Source organism: Exiguobacterium sp. s150 (assembly GCF_018618435.1).
Taxonomy (GTDB): Bacteria; Bacillota; Bacilli; order Exiguobacteriales; family Exiguobacteriaceae; genus Exiguobacterium; species Exiguobacterium alkaliphilum.
Genome location: NZ_JACSMC010000001.1, coordinates 234,840 through 250,974, shown reverse-complemented (window position 1 = coordinate 250,974; position 16,135 = coordinate 234,840). Strand labels below are relative to the sequence as shown.

The 16,135-nt window shown below is 54.0% G+C and carries 15 protein-coding genes; all 15 read left to right on the top strand.

The genetic code is table 11. The features are described from left to right. The 15 genes from KNP76_RS01295 to KNP76_RS01225 all read left to right on the top strand — a co-directional run bounded on the left by KNP76_RS01295 (position 1) and on the right by KNP76_RS01225 (position 16,126). Positions 1 to 840, top strand: coding sequence for a ketopantoate reductase C-terminal domain-containing protein (locus KNP76_RS01295; RefSeq protein WP_214842209.1), 840 nt, complete (start codon positions 1 to 3; stop codon positions 838 to 840). Further along, positions 834 to 1,193, top strand: a complete 360-nt coding sequence (locus KNP76_RS01290; protein ID WP_034805628.1) for a DUF3397 domain-containing protein — start codon at positions 834 to 836, stop codon at positions 1,191 to 1,193. The genes KNP76_RS01295 and KNP76_RS01290 overlap by 7 nt, the downstream gene beginning before the upstream one ends. A gap of 69 nt (positions 1,194 to 1,262) precedes the next feature. Beyond that, positions 1,263 to 2,774, top strand: coding sequence for a bacillithiol biosynthesis cysteine-adding enzyme BshC (gene bshC, locus KNP76_RS01285; protein ID WP_051690271.1), 1,512 nt, complete (start codon positions 1,263 to 1,265; stop codon positions 2,772 to 2,774). 166 nt (positions 2,775 to 2,940) lie between these two features. Beyond that, a complete protein-coding gene (rsmH, locus tag KNP76_RS01280; protein ID WP_034805624.1) occupies positions 2,941 to 3,873 on the top strand; it encodes a 16S rRNA (cytosine(1402)-N(4))-methyltransferase RsmH in 933 nt (310 codons plus the stop codon). Between the two features lie 23 nt (positions 3,874 to 3,896). Further along, positions 3,897 to 4,262, top strand: a complete 366-nt coding sequence (gene ftsL / locus KNP76_RS01275) for a cell division protein FtsL (RefSeq protein WP_034805621.1) — start codon at positions 3,897 to 3,899, stop codon at positions 4,260 to 4,262. Next, a complete protein-coding gene (locus KNP76_RS01270; protein WP_214842207.1) occupies positions 4,259 to 6,406 on the top strand; it encodes a penicillin-binding transpeptidase domain-containing protein in 2,148 nt (715 codons plus the stop codon). Before ftsL ends, KNP76_RS01270 begins: the two co-directional genes overlap by 4 nt. 57 nt (positions 6,407 to 6,463) lie before the next feature. Then, positions 6,464 to 7,768 (top strand): UDP-N-acetylmuramoyl-tripeptide--D-alanyl-D-alanine ligase, encoded by a 1,305-nt coding sequence (locus KNP76_RS01265; RefSeq protein ID WP_214842205.1) that lies wholly within the window; start codon positions 6,464 to 6,466, stop codon positions 7,766 to 7,768. A 22-nt stretch (positions 7,769 to 7,790) separates the two neighbouring features. Beyond that, positions 7,791 to 8,750, top strand: coding sequence for a phospho-N-acetylmuramoyl-pentapeptide-transferase (gene mraY / locus KNP76_RS01260; RefSeq protein WP_034815028.1), 960 nt, complete (start codon positions 7,791 to 7,793; stop codon positions 8,748 to 8,750). 15 nt (positions 8,751 to 8,765) lie between these two features. Next, complete coding sequence (gene murD, locus KNP76_RS01255; protein WP_251137276.1) at positions 8,766 to 10,103, top strand: UDP-N-acetylmuramoyl-L-alanine--D-glutamate ligase; 1,338 nt, start codon at positions 8,766 to 8,768, stop codon at positions 10,101 to 10,103. After that, positions 10,100 to 11,176, top strand: coding sequence for an undecaprenyldiphospho-muramoylpentapeptide beta-N-acetylglucosaminyltransferase (gene murG, locus KNP76_RS01250; RefSeq protein WP_214842201.1), 1,077 nt, complete (start codon positions 10,100 to 10,102; stop codon positions 11,174 to 11,176). The genes murD and murG overlap by 4 nt, the downstream gene beginning before the upstream one ends. 12 nt (positions 11,177 to 11,188) lie before the next feature. Next, entirely contained in the window at positions 11,189 to 11,959 is a 771-nt protein-coding gene (locus KNP76_RS01245; RefSeq protein ID WP_034805603.1) for a cell division protein FtsQ/DivIB, read from the top strand. A 227-nt stretch (positions 11,960 to 12,186) separates the two neighbouring features. Then, positions 12,187 to 13,473 carry a cell division protein FtsA gene (gene ftsA, locus KNP76_RS01240; RefSeq protein ID WP_034805600.1) on the top strand — a complete coding sequence of 429 codons (1,287 nt, stop codon included), beginning with the start codon at positions 12,187 to 12,189 and terminating at the stop codon, positions 13,471 to 13,473. Between the two features lie 44 nt (positions 13,474 to 13,517). Continuing rightward, positions 13,518 to 14,660, top strand: a complete 1,143-nt coding sequence (gene ftsZ, locus KNP76_RS01235) for a cell division protein FtsZ (RefSeq protein WP_034805598.1) — start codon at positions 13,518 to 13,520, stop codon at positions 14,658 to 14,660. A 54-nt stretch (positions 14,661 to 14,714) separates the two neighbouring features. Next, a complete protein-coding gene (gene pgeF / locus KNP76_RS01230) occupies positions 14,715 to 15,476 on the top strand; it encodes a peptidoglycan editing factor PgeF (RefSeq protein ID WP_214842199.1) in 762 nt (253 codons plus the stop codon). Further along, positions 15,473 to 16,126, top strand: a complete 654-nt coding sequence (locus KNP76_RS01225; RefSeq protein WP_214842197.1) for a YggS family pyridoxal phosphate-dependent enzyme — start codon at positions 15,473 to 15,475, stop codon at positions 16,124 to 16,126. Before pgeF ends, KNP76_RS01225 begins: the two co-directional genes overlap by 4 nt. The last annotated feature ends 9 nt before the right edge of the window (positions 16,127 to 16,135 follow it).

Below are 16,135 nucleotides of genomic sequence, written 5' to 3'. Positions count from 1 at the left end.
ATGCGACCGATTGAACGGATAGGCATCATCGGGAACGGAGCCGTCGGCATGTTGATGGCGTCGTTCCTCGCAGAAGAGTATACGGTGACGTTATACGGTCGAAACGGCGAACACGGTGACGTCACAATCGAACGCGTTGGGGTGACGAGCGGGACGGCACGTGTCGTGTCCAAACCGATTCATCTGCTTGACGAGACGGAAGCGGACGTCTTTTTTGTGACGACAAAAGCGCATCACGTGGAAGCGGCGACCGAGCGGTTGACGGGGAACGTGCCCGTGTTTATCTGTGCGAACGGGATTGCCCATCTCGATTATGCAGAACGGCGTGGGTTTCAGCTTGGAGTCGTCGAACACGGCGTGACACGTGACGGGACGACCATCCGCCATAGCGGACTCGGGCGTGTCCGAATCGGCAGCCTGACAGGTATGGAGCCGCTCGTTTTTAGCGCGTCCCCGTTACAGATCGTCTGGGAATCCGATATCCGGCACGTCGTCGTCGAGAAGTTGTTCGCGAACGCCATCATCAATCCGATCACGGCGCTTTGTCGGGTGCCAAACGGTATGGTCGGGCAACCGCCGTGCCGAGACGTCGCACTCGCGATTTATAAGGAATTGACGTCGCTGTTCGACGAGTCCGTACCCTATACATATATCGAGTCGATCATCGAGAAAACGGCGACCAATCGCTCCTCGATGTTACGGGACATAGAAGCCGGCCGGCCGACCGAAGTAGACGCTATCCTGACGCCGCTCTTGAAACGGGCGGAGACGCGAGGGGTCGAACTGACGGCCATCCCGCTCATGCAAAAATTGATTATAGGGGCGAGCGCATCGTGTTAGTGTATATCGTTTCATTTCCACTCATCATTTGGTTTATGGTGTATATGATACTTAGAAAAATTATGCCGAAATCGGTCAATACGTTCAAGCTGGTTTGTGATGTCGGCGTCGTGCTCTGGTTTTATGCGTGCGCCGTCCTGTTAGAGGCGATTGTCGGGGATGACCTGTTTTGGTTGTTGCTCGCCGCGTGCGTTGCCATTTTTCCGATAAACGCGATTTGGCAGCGGGTGAGGCACGAGGAGGTCATCTTCACGAAGATGTTTATCCATGGTTGGCGCTTGCTCTTTTTATTGCTCGTCCCGACCCATGCCGTCTTGTTCATCGTCGGCATCGCCAAGCATATGATGTATTGATTGATTGAAAGGAAGTCGTTATACGTGAGGATAGAGTCGCTTGATGCCATGTATGCCTCGTCTTCTCCGATGATTCAAATCGAGGAAGGGTATGCAGATTGGCTTGATTATAAAGGAATGGGTGAGTTGAAGGCGCGGGCAGAAGAGCTCGATGGACGGACGTATCCGCATCGAGAAGCGCTCGCGTCAATCTTACGAACCCAACAAGCCGAGTACGGCCCGCTATCAGAAGCGATGGAACGAAAGCTTGAAGCGTTCGCGAACGGTGACGCGTATACGATGGTGACCGGACAACAAGTCGGTGTGTTCGGCGGTCCATTGTTCGCGGTGTACAAGCTGTTGACCGTGCTCAAACGGGCCAAACAAGCCGAGGCCGTGTTGAATAAACCGGTATTGCCGATTTTCTGGATGGCGACGGAGGACCATGATTACGCCGAAATCAACCATGTCTTCGTCCCGCAACCGATGTCCCGTCAGTTCCGTAAAGAAACACTCTCGGTCGTCCCGCTTGCCGGAAAGGCTTCGGTCGGAGAGCTCGAGTTCGATCGGTTGAAAATTGAACTCGTTCAAATGCTACAGCGCATGCTCCTCGCCGAGACGGAGACGGTCCACACCCCTTCCCTCTATCGTGAGCTCGTGGACGTGTTGCAACAGTCGCATTCGTTCGCCCAATTTTTCGGGAAGATGATGCGTCGCTTTGTCGGTCAGGAGTTCCTCCTCTTCGACCCGCACCAAAAAGAAGTGCGGACACTCGGACAGACGGCGTTCGGTCGGCTCATCAAAGGGCACGACGAAGTAAAACAGGCTTTCCTGCAGGCGTACGAACCGGGGATGCCGGAAGTGGAGCTGAACCGAGAAGCGGCACACGTCTTCTATCATGACGGGACGCGTGAGCTGTTGACGAAAGAAGGTGATGTCTTCACGACGAAGCGGGGACATCGTTTCACAGAGGCGGAGCTGCTCGCAGAAATCGAAGCGCACCCGGAGCGGTTCTCGAACAACGTCGTCTCGCGTCCGCTCATGCAAGACTATCTGTTCCCGACGCTCGCCTATGTCGCCGGGCCAGGTGAGATCGCCTATTGGCTTCAGTTGCGTCCGTTGTTCCACGTCTTCGGCTGGAAGATGCCGATCCTGCTTCCGCGGCTCGGTGCGGTCCTCCTCTCATCAAATGATGAGAAGAAGTTACGGCAAGAAGGGGTCGACCTCGCGGAATACTTGGCAACGCCGCTCCCGGACCATGCGTTCGACGATGCGGCTTTCGATGAACAACTGTATAGCTATCGGGCGTTAGCCGCGGCGGTCGGCAAAGAAGCGGGGCGTCACGGTCATCGGTTTGAATCGAGCGCGAAACAATTGCTCGAGCGGCTCGCCGACGAGATGCGGGCCGAGGCGAAGCGTGAACAGTACCGGTTGAACGATCGTCGCATCCATCTGTCGACACGTCTCGTCCCGATGAATGCGCCGCAAGAGCGGATTTGGTCGATGGTGCCGATGTTGAACCGGCACGGTCTCGATTTGTTCAAACGTCTGTTCCGTGCGTATGAAACCTCTGAAATTGAGCGATGTTTAGTTAAATTGTAAGAAAAAGGATGTTTATAATTTGATTCCCTTGAAAACAGGGAATCTTTTTTCGTTTGTTACCTTTTTGTTTCCTCTTTTCGCTAAAAACGAATGCGGTGCTTGACATTTTTATGATAAAGTAAGTGTAATAAAACAGTTGAAATTTGTAGGTTGAGAGGGTTTTTGTATGTTTGAGCATGAAACGGTTTTAAAAATGGAGTCCATCGAAGGATTGAACATCAAACCGGACGGCATTTATGTCGACTGTACATTAGGTGGAGCGGGTCATAGCGAAGAGATTGTGAAGCGATTGACGACCGGTCATCTGTACGCGTTCGACCAAGATGACGTCGCACTCGCACATGCGAAAGAGCGATTGGCTCCATATGAAGACCGGGTTACTTTTATAAAGAGCAACTTCGTCCATTTGAAAGACGAGCTTCTCAGTCGCGGTGTGACACAAGTTGACGGCGTCTTATTTGACCTCGGCGTCTCCTCGCCACAACTCGACGAGGCGGAACGAGGGTTCAGTTACAACTTTGACGCGCCGCTCGACATGCGAATGGATCGCTCGAAGCCGTTTTCGGCTTATCACGTCGTAAATGAATGGGCGTTCGGGGACCTTGCCCGCATCTTCTTTACATATGGGGAAGAGAAGTTCTCGAAACAGATTGCCCGAAAGATTGAGCAGGCACGTGCCGAAAAACCGATTGAGACGACGTTCGAACTCGTCGACTTGATTAAAGATGCGATCCCGGCACCGGCACGACGCAAAGGCGGACATCCTGCCAAGCGGACGTTCCAAGCGATTCGTATCGCGGTCAACGATGAATTGAACGTGTTCGACCGCGCCGTGCAAGACGCGATTGACATGCTCGCCATCAACGGCCGCATCTGTGTCATCACGTTCCACTCATTAGAGGACCGGATTTGTAAACAAGTCTTTAAAGAGAAAAGTCAGCACCCGCCGCTTCCGCCAGGGTTGCCGGTCATTCCGAAAGAGTTTGAACCTGAACTTAAACTCATCACCCGAAAGCCGATTACGGCCGGCGGGGAAGAGCTCGAAGACAACCGCCGCGCCCGCTCTGCGAAACTGCGCGTCGCTGAAAAACAAAAATAGACTGTACGTAGGAGGGATACCTGATGCCAGAAGCTGCCCGCAAGGCTTTGCAGCCTCACATTTCACCGAATCGAAATCCGATTCCGCAAGAACGACCGATACCTGCTCCAAAACGACGTACGTTAACTTTGTTCGAAGCTATTTTGTATCCGACCATGATTGGTTCTGTCGTCTTGTTCGGTGGCATCACGGTGTCGAAACATAACGAAGCGTACAACATCATGCGCGACACGGCGTTAATCACGCAAGAGACGAACGCCCTCGCCAAAGAAAATGAAGAATTGAAATATGAGATCGCCCAATTAAGCTCGCCAGAGAGAATCTATGCGATAGCTGAAAAGCTCGGAATGCAGTTCAACGAAAAGAACGTCAAGGTGATTGACAGATGAACTCTCTACAACAGAGTAAAAAAAGAGTGGCGTGGGTAGCGATTGTTTGCTTCACACCACTCTTTTTATTTTTTGTCGGTTGGTTCTTCTATCTATCTGTCTTTCAAACGTACAAAGGTGAGAATATGCTCGCGTTCGCCGAAGAAGAACGGTGGAAAGCGGTCAGCACGTTGAAAGCAGAACGTGGCGAAATCTTTGACCGGTTCGGTCAGCCGATTGCCATCAACATCCCGTCTTACCGGGTCGTGGCGGTCTTGAAGCTCGGCGGCGAGCGCGTCGAAGGAAAGACACTCATGCCCGAAGAGTTTCCAGAAGCCGCACGCGAACTCGCGAGCGTCATTCCGATGACCGAAGCGGACATCTTAAAACGGCTCGAACAAAACGTCGACCGTGGACAAATCGAGTTCGGTGTCCCCGGACGTGATTTGACGGTCGAGCAAAAAGAAGAGCTTGAAGCATTCGAGATTCCAGGCATCACGTTCGTCGAGGAACCGAAACGCTATTACCCGAACAAAGTGTTCGCATCAAGCGTCATCGGGTATGCGCAAAAAATCGATCAGAACGGACGAATCGAACTCGTCGGCGAACTCGGGATTGAGAAGTCACTAAACGACATCTTGAGCGAGTCGTATGGACTGACCCGGTTCGAGAAAGATTTGGCCGGTCGTCCGCTCATCGCGAGCGACGAGCAGCTGCGAATCGAGCCGGAAGACGGGGCCGACGTCCAGTTGACGATCGACCACCGGATTCAGCAACTACTCGACACGAAGATGGATGAATTGTATAAAGAGTACGCACCGAAAAATGCGACGGCCATCATCATGGACCCGAAGACGGGTGAGATCGTCGCCTTGTCTGACCGGCCGTCGTTCGACCCGAACACGCGTGAAATCACGTCGTACAGCAACTTTTCCGTCTCGTCACGTTTCGAGCCGGGATCGACGATGAAAATCTTCACCCTCGCCGCGGCGATCAACGAAGGCGTGTTCGATCCGAACGAACTGTACAAGTCCGGCTCTTACACGTATGGACGGACGACGTTCAATGATTACAATATTACCGGATGGGGTACCATCCCTATGGTAGAAGGTGTCTGGCATTCGTCGAACGTCGCATTCTCCATCATGGCAAACGAACGGCTCGGTCTCGGGCGTTACGAAGACTACTTCAACGCCTTCAAGTTCGACCAACGAACAGGCGTCGATTTGCCGGGCGAGGTCAACAGTCAATACGACTTCGACAGCCCGCTCAACGTGCTCATCACCGCATGGGGACAATCGACCGCGGTGACGCCGATGCAAATCTTGCAAGCGACGTCGGCGATTGCGACGGATGGGACGATGAAACAGCCCCACGTCATTAAAAAAGTCGTCAATCGCGAGACCGGTGAGACGATTCGGACGACGAACCCGAAAGTCGTCGGACAACCGATTACGGCCGAGGCGGCCCAAAAGACGCGAGAAGCACTCGACGGGGTCGTCAACAGCGACCTCGGTACCGGGCAACTGTACGCCCTCGAAAACTACCGCGTCATCGGGAAGACGGGAACGGCCCAGATTGCCGAGAACGGGAAGTATTTGAGTGGCCAGTACATTGACTCGTTCGTCGGCATGGCCCCAGAAGAGGATCCGGAGCTCGTCATGTATATCGCCGTCGATCGTCCGAACAGCGACTCGTCGACGACCGGTCCGCGGATCATGGCCCCGTTGTTCAAGGACGTCATGGACGTGGCGCTCCGCTATCGGAGCGTCGAGCCGGAGAAGCAAGAGAAAGCGGTCGAGGCCTCAGCGAAGACGACTGCATCCTACATCGACCTCAGTCGGAAGGAAGCAGTCGACACGTCGCGAGCAGCTGCGTTCGCACCGGTCCTTCTCGGCAGTGGCGGTAGTGTGACGGCCCAAAGCCCAGTCGAAGGTCAGTCGTACGTCACGGGCGAACGGTTATTGCTCAAGACCGACGATACGTTCGCGATGCCGAACTTGTCGGGTTGGTCACTCCGAGATGTGAAACGATTGGCAACGTTGTATCAATTGAATTTAGAAATCGACGGGACCGGCTTCGTCACTTCCCAGTCTATCGGGAAAGACAAGCCTGTCAAAACCGGGGCGACACTTAAGGTGAAGCTCCAATCCCCGTCGAATTAACGCAACAGGATCAAGAGGGCCTCGGCTCTCTTTTCCTTTGTCACAGGAGGAAATACGATGGAACAACTAACGATTCAAACATTGGCCAGCTGGTTCGGTGTGACGATTGAAGACACACGGGAAGTACGCCGAGTGGCGACGGACTCGCGTGATGAGAACGGCGACGGACTATTCGTCCCAATCATCGGGGCGCGCGTCGACGGGCACGACTTTATTGACAAGGCGATCGAGCAAGGCGCCATCGTCACGTTTTGGGAAGAAGGACGGGAACGACCGGAAGGGATCATTGTCATCCCGGTGCCGTCACCGCTCAAGGCACTCCAAGAAGCGGCAGCCCGCTATTTGGCAGAAATCGATCCGCTCGTCGTCGCCATCACCGGTTCGAACGGCAAGACGTCGACGAAAGATATGGTCGCGGTCGTGCTCGAGGAAAAGTTCAAGACGCACAAGACGGCCGGAAACTTTAACTCGGACGTCGGCTTGCCGCTCACGGTGCTCCGCATGCCACGCGATACCGAAGTGGCCGTCCTCGAGATGGGCATGAACGGGTTCGGGCAAATCGAACTGTTGTCGAACATCGCGAAGCCGGACGTCGCGTTCGTCACGAATATCGGTGAGTCGCACGGGGAACAAGTCGGGGGCCGTCAAGGCATCGCGAAAGCGAAACTTGAAATCAAGGCCGGGTTGAAAGAACAAGGCCTCTTGATTGTCGATGCGGATGAGCCGCTTCTATCTGATCAAGGGTTCCGCGTCGGCTACGCTGACGATGCCGACGGGAAGATCGAGGTCGTCGAGACGACGTTCGACGCGTCGATTTTCCGGTATGATGGCGAGTTGTTCGAACTGAAAGTGCTCGGTGCCCATCAGATTCGAAACGCCGCGTACGCGATTGCGTGTGGCCGTCAGTTCGGGCTCGACCATGCCATGATCCAACGCGGTCTCGACCGGGTCAAGCTGACGACGATGCGCATGGAGAAACAGATGTTCGGGGATGCGCACTTGATCAACGATGCTTACAATGCGAGTCCGACCTCGATGATTGCGGCGATTGAGACGGTAAAGTCGCTCGTTGGATTCTCGCGCCGTGTCCTCGTGCTCGGCGACATGTATGAGCTCGGTGCCGACGAACAGGCGCAACACGTAAAAGTCGGGCATGCCATCACGGCCCCGGTGACGGATGTCATTTTGATTGGCGACAAGGCGAAATGGATTGCCGAAGAGATTTCGGACGCGTCCGTCAACGTGACGCACGTCGGGACGGTTGAAGAGGCGAAACCGCTCCTTGGCAGTTATCAACGACCACAGACTGTGATATTGTTAAAGGCATCGCGAGGACTGGCGCTCGAGCGTCTAGTTCAATAATAGAGAGTAGTGAGGTACGAACATGTTAATTAGTTTAATCGTCTTAATCAGTTCATTATTGACCGTTTTGGTCGTCATGCCGCGCGCGATTCCCGCGCTCCGGCAGCTGAAGTTCGGTCAAGAGATTCGGGATGAAGGTCCGGATTGGCATCAAAAGAAATCGGGAACGCCGACGATGGGCGGGATTGTCATCTTGCTCGCGCTCGTCATCGGATTCATCGTCTCGCTCATCTTCGGAGACGCGGTCGCGGGTTTCGGCACGCTCTTGTTCGTCACGCTCGCGTTCGGTGTGATCGGCTTCCTCGACGACTATATTAAAGTCGTGAACAAACGAAACCTCGGTCTGACATCACTCCAAAAGTTGATTGGACAAATTGTCGTCTCGGTCTTGTTCGTCTGGTTCTTGTCACTCGGAGACGGCTTGGATACGACGATTCAAATCCCGTTCACTTCGATCGCGTTTGATACGGGTTGGTTGTATGTCGCCATCGTCATCTTCTGGCTCGTCGGATTCTCGAATGCCGTCAACTTGACGGACGGTCTCGATGGTCTCGTCTCGTTCTCGGCCATCCCGACGTTCGCGTTCTTCGGGATTTATGCGCTTGGGCAAGACGAGGCCGGAATCGCCTGGTTCGCCTTCAGTGCGGTCGGGGCACTTCTCGGATTCCTCGTCTTCAACAAATATCCGGCGAAAATCTTCATGGGTGACACGGGATCGCTCGCACTTGGTGGCGCGGTCGCCGGACTTGCGCTCATGTTGAAGCTCGAGCTGTTGCTCGTCTTCGTCGGAATCATCTTCGTCATCGAGACGCTCAGCGTCATCTTGCAAGTCATCTCATTTAAGACGACCGGGAAGCGCATCTTCAAGATGAGCCCGATTCATCACCACTTTGAAATGGTCGGATGGTCGGAATGGCGCATCGTCTTGACGTTCGGTGGAATCAGCTTGATCACGGCAGTGTTGTCGTTACTTCTTATGTAATGGATGGTGGAACAAATGGAAGCACAGTGGAAAGGTAAGCGCGTACTCGTCCTCGGCGCCGCACGCAGCGGCATCGCCGCCGCCACTTATTTGGTAGGTGTCGGGGTGATCGTGACGATGAACACAGGTTCGGAGCCGTCGACAGAAGAGCGGACGAAAGTTGAGCAGTTGGGCATCACGTCGGTGTTCGGCTCGCACCCACTCGACTTATTGGATGACACAGACGTCATCGTCAAAAATCCGGGAATCCCGTACCATATCCCGCTCCTCCAAGCAGCGATGGATCGAGGCATCCCGATTTATACAGAAGTCGAACTCGCTTATATGGCGACAGACGCTGCGTTCGTCGCCATCACCGGGTCGAACGGGAAGACGACGACGACAACGCTCGTCCACGAACTGTTAAAAGGCGGTGACCGTCCAGTGCACGTGGCGGGAAACATCGGCTTCCCAGCAATCGAGGTGGCGACCCGCGCCAAGCCGGATGATCTCATCGTCATCGAACTGTCGAGCTTTCAACTGATGGGCGTCGAGACGTTCCATCCGAAAGCAGCGGCGCTACTGAACTTATCGGAAGCGCACCTTGATTATCACGGCGACTTTGATTCCTATGCCGATGCGAAGGCAAACTTGTTCCGCAACATGACTTCTTCGGACCGAATCGTCGTCAAAGGAGCCGACGAAGAAGTGATGAAGCGTGTCCCTGACGCGTTACACGCATCGACGTTCGGTTATGATGCCGGCGATGCTTCCGTACGAGACGGCTGGATTACACTTCATGGGGACAACATCATCCGCGTGTCTGAACTCGCGCTCGGCGGTGCCCATAACGTGGAAAACGTCTTGGCTGCACTGCTCCTCGTCGAACCATTCAACATCCCGCGTGAACATGTTGAGCGTGTGTTGCGCACGTTCGGCGGGGTCGCCCACCGGACGGAGAACGTCGGCCGCGTGCTTGGCCGCCGAGTTTACAACGACTCGAAAGCGACGAACAACGTGGCGACCGAAGCGGCACTTGCCGGTTTCGATGCGCCAATCGTCTGGCTTTGCGGCGGACTCGAGCGAGGCGCTGACTTGTCTTCACTCGTCCCGGCGATGTCACGTGTCAAAGCGGTCGTCGCGTACGGGGAGACGGCCGAACGGTTCAAGACGCTCGGAGAATCCCAAGGAGTCCCGGCCTTTGCTGTCGAAACATTAGAAGAAGCCGTACCGCTCGCGTTCGAGCAGTCGGCAGAAGAAGACGTGATCTTATTATCGCCAGCTTGCGCAAGTTGGGATCAATACAAGACGTTCGAGGAACGCGGTGCCCATTTCGTCGACCTCGTCCGTTCAATCGAGGAGGCGAGTCGATGAGAGTCATCATTTCAGGAGGCGGGACGGGAGGCCATATTTATCCGGCCCTCGCATTGCTCGACACGTTAAAGGCGCGTCACGACGATTTAGAGGTGCTCTATATCGGAACCGAGAACGGACTCGAGGCCGATCTCGTGCCACGGGCCGGCATCCCGTTCAAATCGATTCGAATCGCCGGGTTGAAGCGGTCATTGTCGCTTGAGAACGTGAAGACGGGCTATTGGTTCTTGAAATCGGTCCGTCAGCTAAGAAAAGAAATGAAGGCGTTCCGTCCGGACGTCGTCATCGGGACAGGCGGTTTCGTGTCCGGGCCGGTCGTGTTCACGGCCCAGCAGTTGGGCATCCCGACAATCCTTCACGAACAAAACAGCATCCCAGGGCTGACGAACAAGTTCTTATCGAAGAAAGCTGACCGTGTCGCGCTGTCGTTCGCCGGGTCCGAGTCACAGTTCCCGGGGGCGAACGTTCGCGTCATCGGTAACCCGCGCGGGAGCGAAGTGTTACAGACAGTCGCCGACCCGACTCAAATCCGAGCGACGTACGGAATCGATGAGCGTCCGATTATCGTCATCTATGGCGGGAGCCGTGGGGCCGAGGCGATCAACCGGGCCGTGCTCGAAGCGATTCCGGAACTGAGCCAACAACCGGTCAACGTACTGTATGTGACCGGGAACGTGCACTATGAGGCGGTCGTCGCCGAAGCGAAGCCGGCGGAAAACGTCCATATCTTGCCATACGTTTACGATATGCCTGCCCTGCTCGCCTGTGCGACGCTCGTCGTGTCACGGGCGGGCGCATCGACCATTTCTGAATTGACGGCGCTCGGTTTGCCGAGCATTTTGATTCCGAGCCCGTATGTCACGGCCGACCATCAAACGAAAAATGCTTCGACACTCGTTGAGAGCGGAGCTGCCGTCTTGATTCGAGAAGCGGACTTGACGGGCAAAACGCTCGTCGAGAAGATACAGCACGTCTTGGAAAACGAACAACAGATGGCGGAAGCGTCGAAACGGTTAGGGTTCCCGCAGGCCGCGGAATCCCTCGCCGCGCTTGTAGAAGAAGTAAGTCGCTAAAGGAGAGGAAGCATGGAGACACGTCAGAACACCGTCCGTAGTTTGGAAGACCGGATTCCATATATGAAAGATCAGCGACGGAAGAAGGCGAACCGTCGATTGTCTGCGATTTTGCTGCTGTTCGCCGTATTGATCGCCCTCGTCGTCTATATGCAGACGTCGGTGTCTGACGTGAAGGCGGTGAACGTGTCTGGCTTGGCTTGGTTGACCGAGTCTTACGTGTTGGAACAAATCGACCTAGACACGACGTCAAAAATCGTCGAAGTGTCTCCTAGCCGACTCGAGACGGCGATTCGTGAACTTCCCGGCGTAAAAGACGTGGAAGTGGATCGAAGTTGGTACAATATCGTCACCATCAAGCTCGAAGAGGAGAAGATGATCGCCTATTCGAGGACGGACGACCGGGAAGTCGTCGTCTTAGCGGACGGCTCGCTTCATCCGACCGGGCAAATCGATGACCCGGCAAAGTTGAAAGACGGGCCGCTCTTGAGACAGTTTGACAAAGAGGCCGATCTTGAGAAAGTGGCCGGTGAGCTCGAGCAGGTCGATGACGCGTTACGGGCGAGAATGTCTGAGATCGTGTTCAAACAACAAGAAGGCGAACCGACACGTTATGAGATTTACATGAACGACGGGAACACATTGCTCACACCGACGTTCAAACTGAGTCAAACGGTGTCCAAGTACGGTGAAATTTTTGAAAATATCCCGAAAGGACAGCGAGGAACGGTCGTCATGGATGGGGGCTATTATTTCGTCCCATATGAAAAATCGGAAGAATAGTCTGAATTTTTACAGCCCTGCGACATGCCGGGGCTGTTTTTTTATCGTTTGTAATCGAATTGACACCCCAAAACCGCTTAATTTGTAGGATTCTACCTTTTCTCACTATCTTATTTGTTGTAAACTTAGACGTGAGATATCTTGCCGGACCTAACAATATTTTTGGATATCTGTAATATTGTAATGGAAGACTGAAACTGAAATTTTAGCGCGGAGGTGTTTCCCTGTTGGAAGCGAACGGTTATGTAGCCGCATTAGATATTGGAACGTCAGAAATTAAGCTTGTCGTGGGTGAATTGCTCGGGGGAACGCTTAATATTTTGGCAGAAGGTTGTGCTCCGTCTGCAGGAGTAAAACGTGGCGCCGTCGTCGACATCGATAAGACGGTTCAAGCCATCAAACAAGCCGTCGAACATGCCGAAGCGGCACTCGGTGATCAAGTTCGTTCGGTATACGTTGCCATCGAAGGGGAACATATCCAAATTGCCCCATGTCATGGAATCGCCTCGGTCAAACGAGAAGACCAAGAAATTACGGATGCCGACGTGATTGAAGTCATCAATTCGGCACAAGTGATGCGTCTACCCGACGAGATGAGCGTGATTGATGTCATTCCGTCCTCGTTCACGGTCGATCAACAGACCGGCGTCGTGGACCCGCGTGGGATGCTCGGCTATCGGTTAGAGATGCACGGGAAGATGGTGACGGGCTCGAAGACGATCTTACATAGCATCCGTCGTTCGATTGAGCGGGCGGGACTGAAGCTCGACGGATTCGTGCTCGGCAATTTGGCGCTCGGCATGAGTGCCGCTTCTGTGGATGAGATTGACCTTGGGATCGGCTTGATCGACATCGGACACGAGAAGACGACTGTATCTGTCTTCTACCGTGGTGACCTCGTCTATTCTTACATCCTTCCAGTCGGGGGCGATCATATGACGCGCGACTTGGTATACAAGCTCAACTGCAAATACCAAGATGCGAAAGTCGCGAAAGAAGAATATGGTCTTGCGCTTGAAGAAATGGCAGATGCGACTGAAGGATTCTCGTTCACGAACATTAACGGGGAAGTGGCGTATGAGCCGCAAGCTGAAATTAGTTATGTTTTAGAGGCGAGAATAGAGGAAATGTTTACATTGGTGTTGAATAGAGTGCAAAAGGTAGGAGTTCCGGCACTGAGCGGAGGCTATTTGCTCTGTGGTGGCGCCGCTGCCTTGCCTGGCATCCAAGAGCTGGCGACCCGTGTCATGGGTCAAAAGACGAGACTTTATCAACCATCGTCCATCGGTGTCAGACATCCGAAATATGCGACAGCTGTCGGCGTTCTCAAGTACGTGCTCATGAGCGATCACCACGTCTCGAAGCAAAACTTGGAGAAGCCGGAAGAACGCGAAGTCGTCTCGTCGACAACGAAGACAGATCGACAACCGGATGCTGGTGACGAGTACGATTCGACAGAACGCGAATCGAAAAACGGATTCGGACGGTTAATGGAAAAATTATTTGGCGTGTAAGCTGATGCGATTCACAATCGGAAATTACGTAGGGGGATACCTGAATGATGTACTTTGATGAGGCGATTGACGCCGTAGCAAAAATTAAAGTAATTGGAGTCGGTGGCGGCGGTTCAAACGCCGTCAACCGCATGATCGAACACGGCGTGCAAGGTGTCGAGTTCATCGCGGTCAACACGGACGCGCAAGCACTCAACATGTCGAAAGCGGACGTGAAGCTCCAACTCGGTGCGAAATTGACACGCGGACTCGGTGCCGGTGCAAATCCTGATATCGGGAAGAAAGCAGCCGAAGAGAGCCGTGAACAGTTGATTGAAGCGCTTGATGGCGCGGACATGGTCTTCGTCACAGCCGGTATGGGTGGCGGAACGGGTACAGGGGCAGCCCCTGTCATCGCAGAGATTTCGAAAGAAATCGGCGCCTTGACGGTCGGTGTCGTCACGAAACCGTTCATGTTCGAAGGACGCAAGCGGATGCAACATGCCCAACACGGCATTCAAGCGTTCAAAGAAAAAGTTGACACGCTCATCGTCATCCCGAACGACAAGCTTCTTGAAATCGTCGAGCGCAACACGCCGATGATTGAGGCGTTCCGTGAAGCGGATAACGTCTTGCGCCAAGGTGTACAAGGGATCACGGACTTGATTGCTATCCCAGGTCTCATCAACCTCGACTTCGCTGACGTGAAGACGATTATGACTGAAAAAGGCTCGGCCCTTATGGGTGTCGGTGTCGCGACAGGTGAAAACCGTGCCGTTGAAGCCGCGAAGAAAGCCATCTCTTCACCGCTTCTCGAGTCTTCAATCGAAGGCGCGAAAGGCGTGTTGATGAACATCACGGGCGGTCTCAGCCTCAGTCTTTATGAAGTGACGGAAGCGGCTCAAATCGTTCAAAGTGCTGCGGATGAAGAAGTGAACTTGATTTTCGGTTCGGTCATCAACGAAAACTTGAACGACGAGATTATCGTGACGGTCATCGCAACTGAATTTGCAGAAGAAGCACAAGGCTCGAACCCGTTCCTTCAACAGCCGAAGAAACAACCTGAGGCAGAAGTGAAGAAAGAGGCTCAACCGAAAGCGGACTCTGCGCAACAAGAAGAAGGGAACTTCCATAGACCGGTCTATGGTGGTGACGTCCCAGACGAGACGATCAACATCCCAGCGTTCGTAAGACAACGCCGTAACTAAAAAATAGGGGGTGCCGGTTCTCGGCACTCCTTTTTTGTAAAAAAGGAGAACGACATGCGATTGATTCATTCATGGGAAACTGAAACGGAGCGCTACTCGGCCTACGTGACGACCCGCACAGATTGGCACAATGAAGGGAATGTCGGCCTCCACGTCGGAGACGACCGTGCCCTCGTCGTGAAAAACCGAGAACGTTTCTTTATGGACGCCGGTCTTGCGTTAACTGACTCGGTTTGGGCCGACCAAGTTCATGGCAATCGTGTCGCATTCGTCGATACGAACGATCGAGGCAAAGGGGCGTATGATTACGCGGAAGCGATTGAAGCGACAGACGGCCTCGTCACGACGACGGAGGACATGCCGCTCGCCCTCGTCTTCGCCGACTGCGTCCCACTGTTCTTTTGTGCGAAAGATCATGGCGTCATCGGTATGGCCCATGCGGGTTGGAAAGGTACGGTCGGCAACATCGTCGCCTCGATGACCGATGCGTTCGCCAAACTCGGGGTGCCCGCTGATGCGATTGACATGGTCGTCGGGCCGGCCATCACGGCCGACGCGTATGAGGTCGACCAACGAGTGCTCGACGCCGTCAAAGACGTGTCGGAAGCGGCATATGACGCCGCGGTCACAGATGAGCGAGACGGACATGCGCACTTGTCGCTACAACAAGTGAATGAGACGCTCGCCGTCGAAAGAAAACTGGACGTCACCCAATCGAACTTGTCGACCGTCTCGGACCGAACGTTTTTCTCGTATCGGAACGGGGATGCGTTACGTCGATTTGCGGCCGTCCTCGTCAAGGAGAAGAAGTCGTGAGTATAGCGAATAACGTGAAACATGTCAGACAAACCATCGAACAACATCGAGCCGGACAGGACGTGACCCTTATCGCCGTCACGAAATCGGTCGGTCCGGACGTGGCGACCGCCCTTTATGAAGAAGGCGTACGTCATTTCGGAGAAAATCGACCGGAAGGACTGTTGGCAAAGGCAGAAATGTTGCCAGATGATGCGCTCATCCATTTCATCGGAAGCCTGCAGACACGCAAAGTGCGACAAATCATCGACCGCGTCGCGGCCATCCACTCACTCGACCGCTTGTCGCTCGCAGCGGAAATCGATAAGCGAGCGAATCGTGTCATCGACTGTTTCGTCCAAGTGAACGTGTCGGGCGAGGCATCGAAACATGGGATTGAAAAAGAGGAGGTGCACGCCTTCATCGAGAACTGTAAACAGTATCCGCACATCCGGGTGATCGGTCTCATGACCATGGCACCGTTGACAGAAGATGAGTCGGTACTTCGTGACACGTTCCATCAGTTGCGGACGTTACGTGACGACGTGTTGGCGAAAGGGTACGCTCACGCCCCGTGTACGGAACTGTCGATGGGCATGTCGAATGACTATCCGATTGCCGTCGAAGAAGGCGCATCGTTTGTTCGTATTGGAACCATACTTGTGCAATAATATATCTTA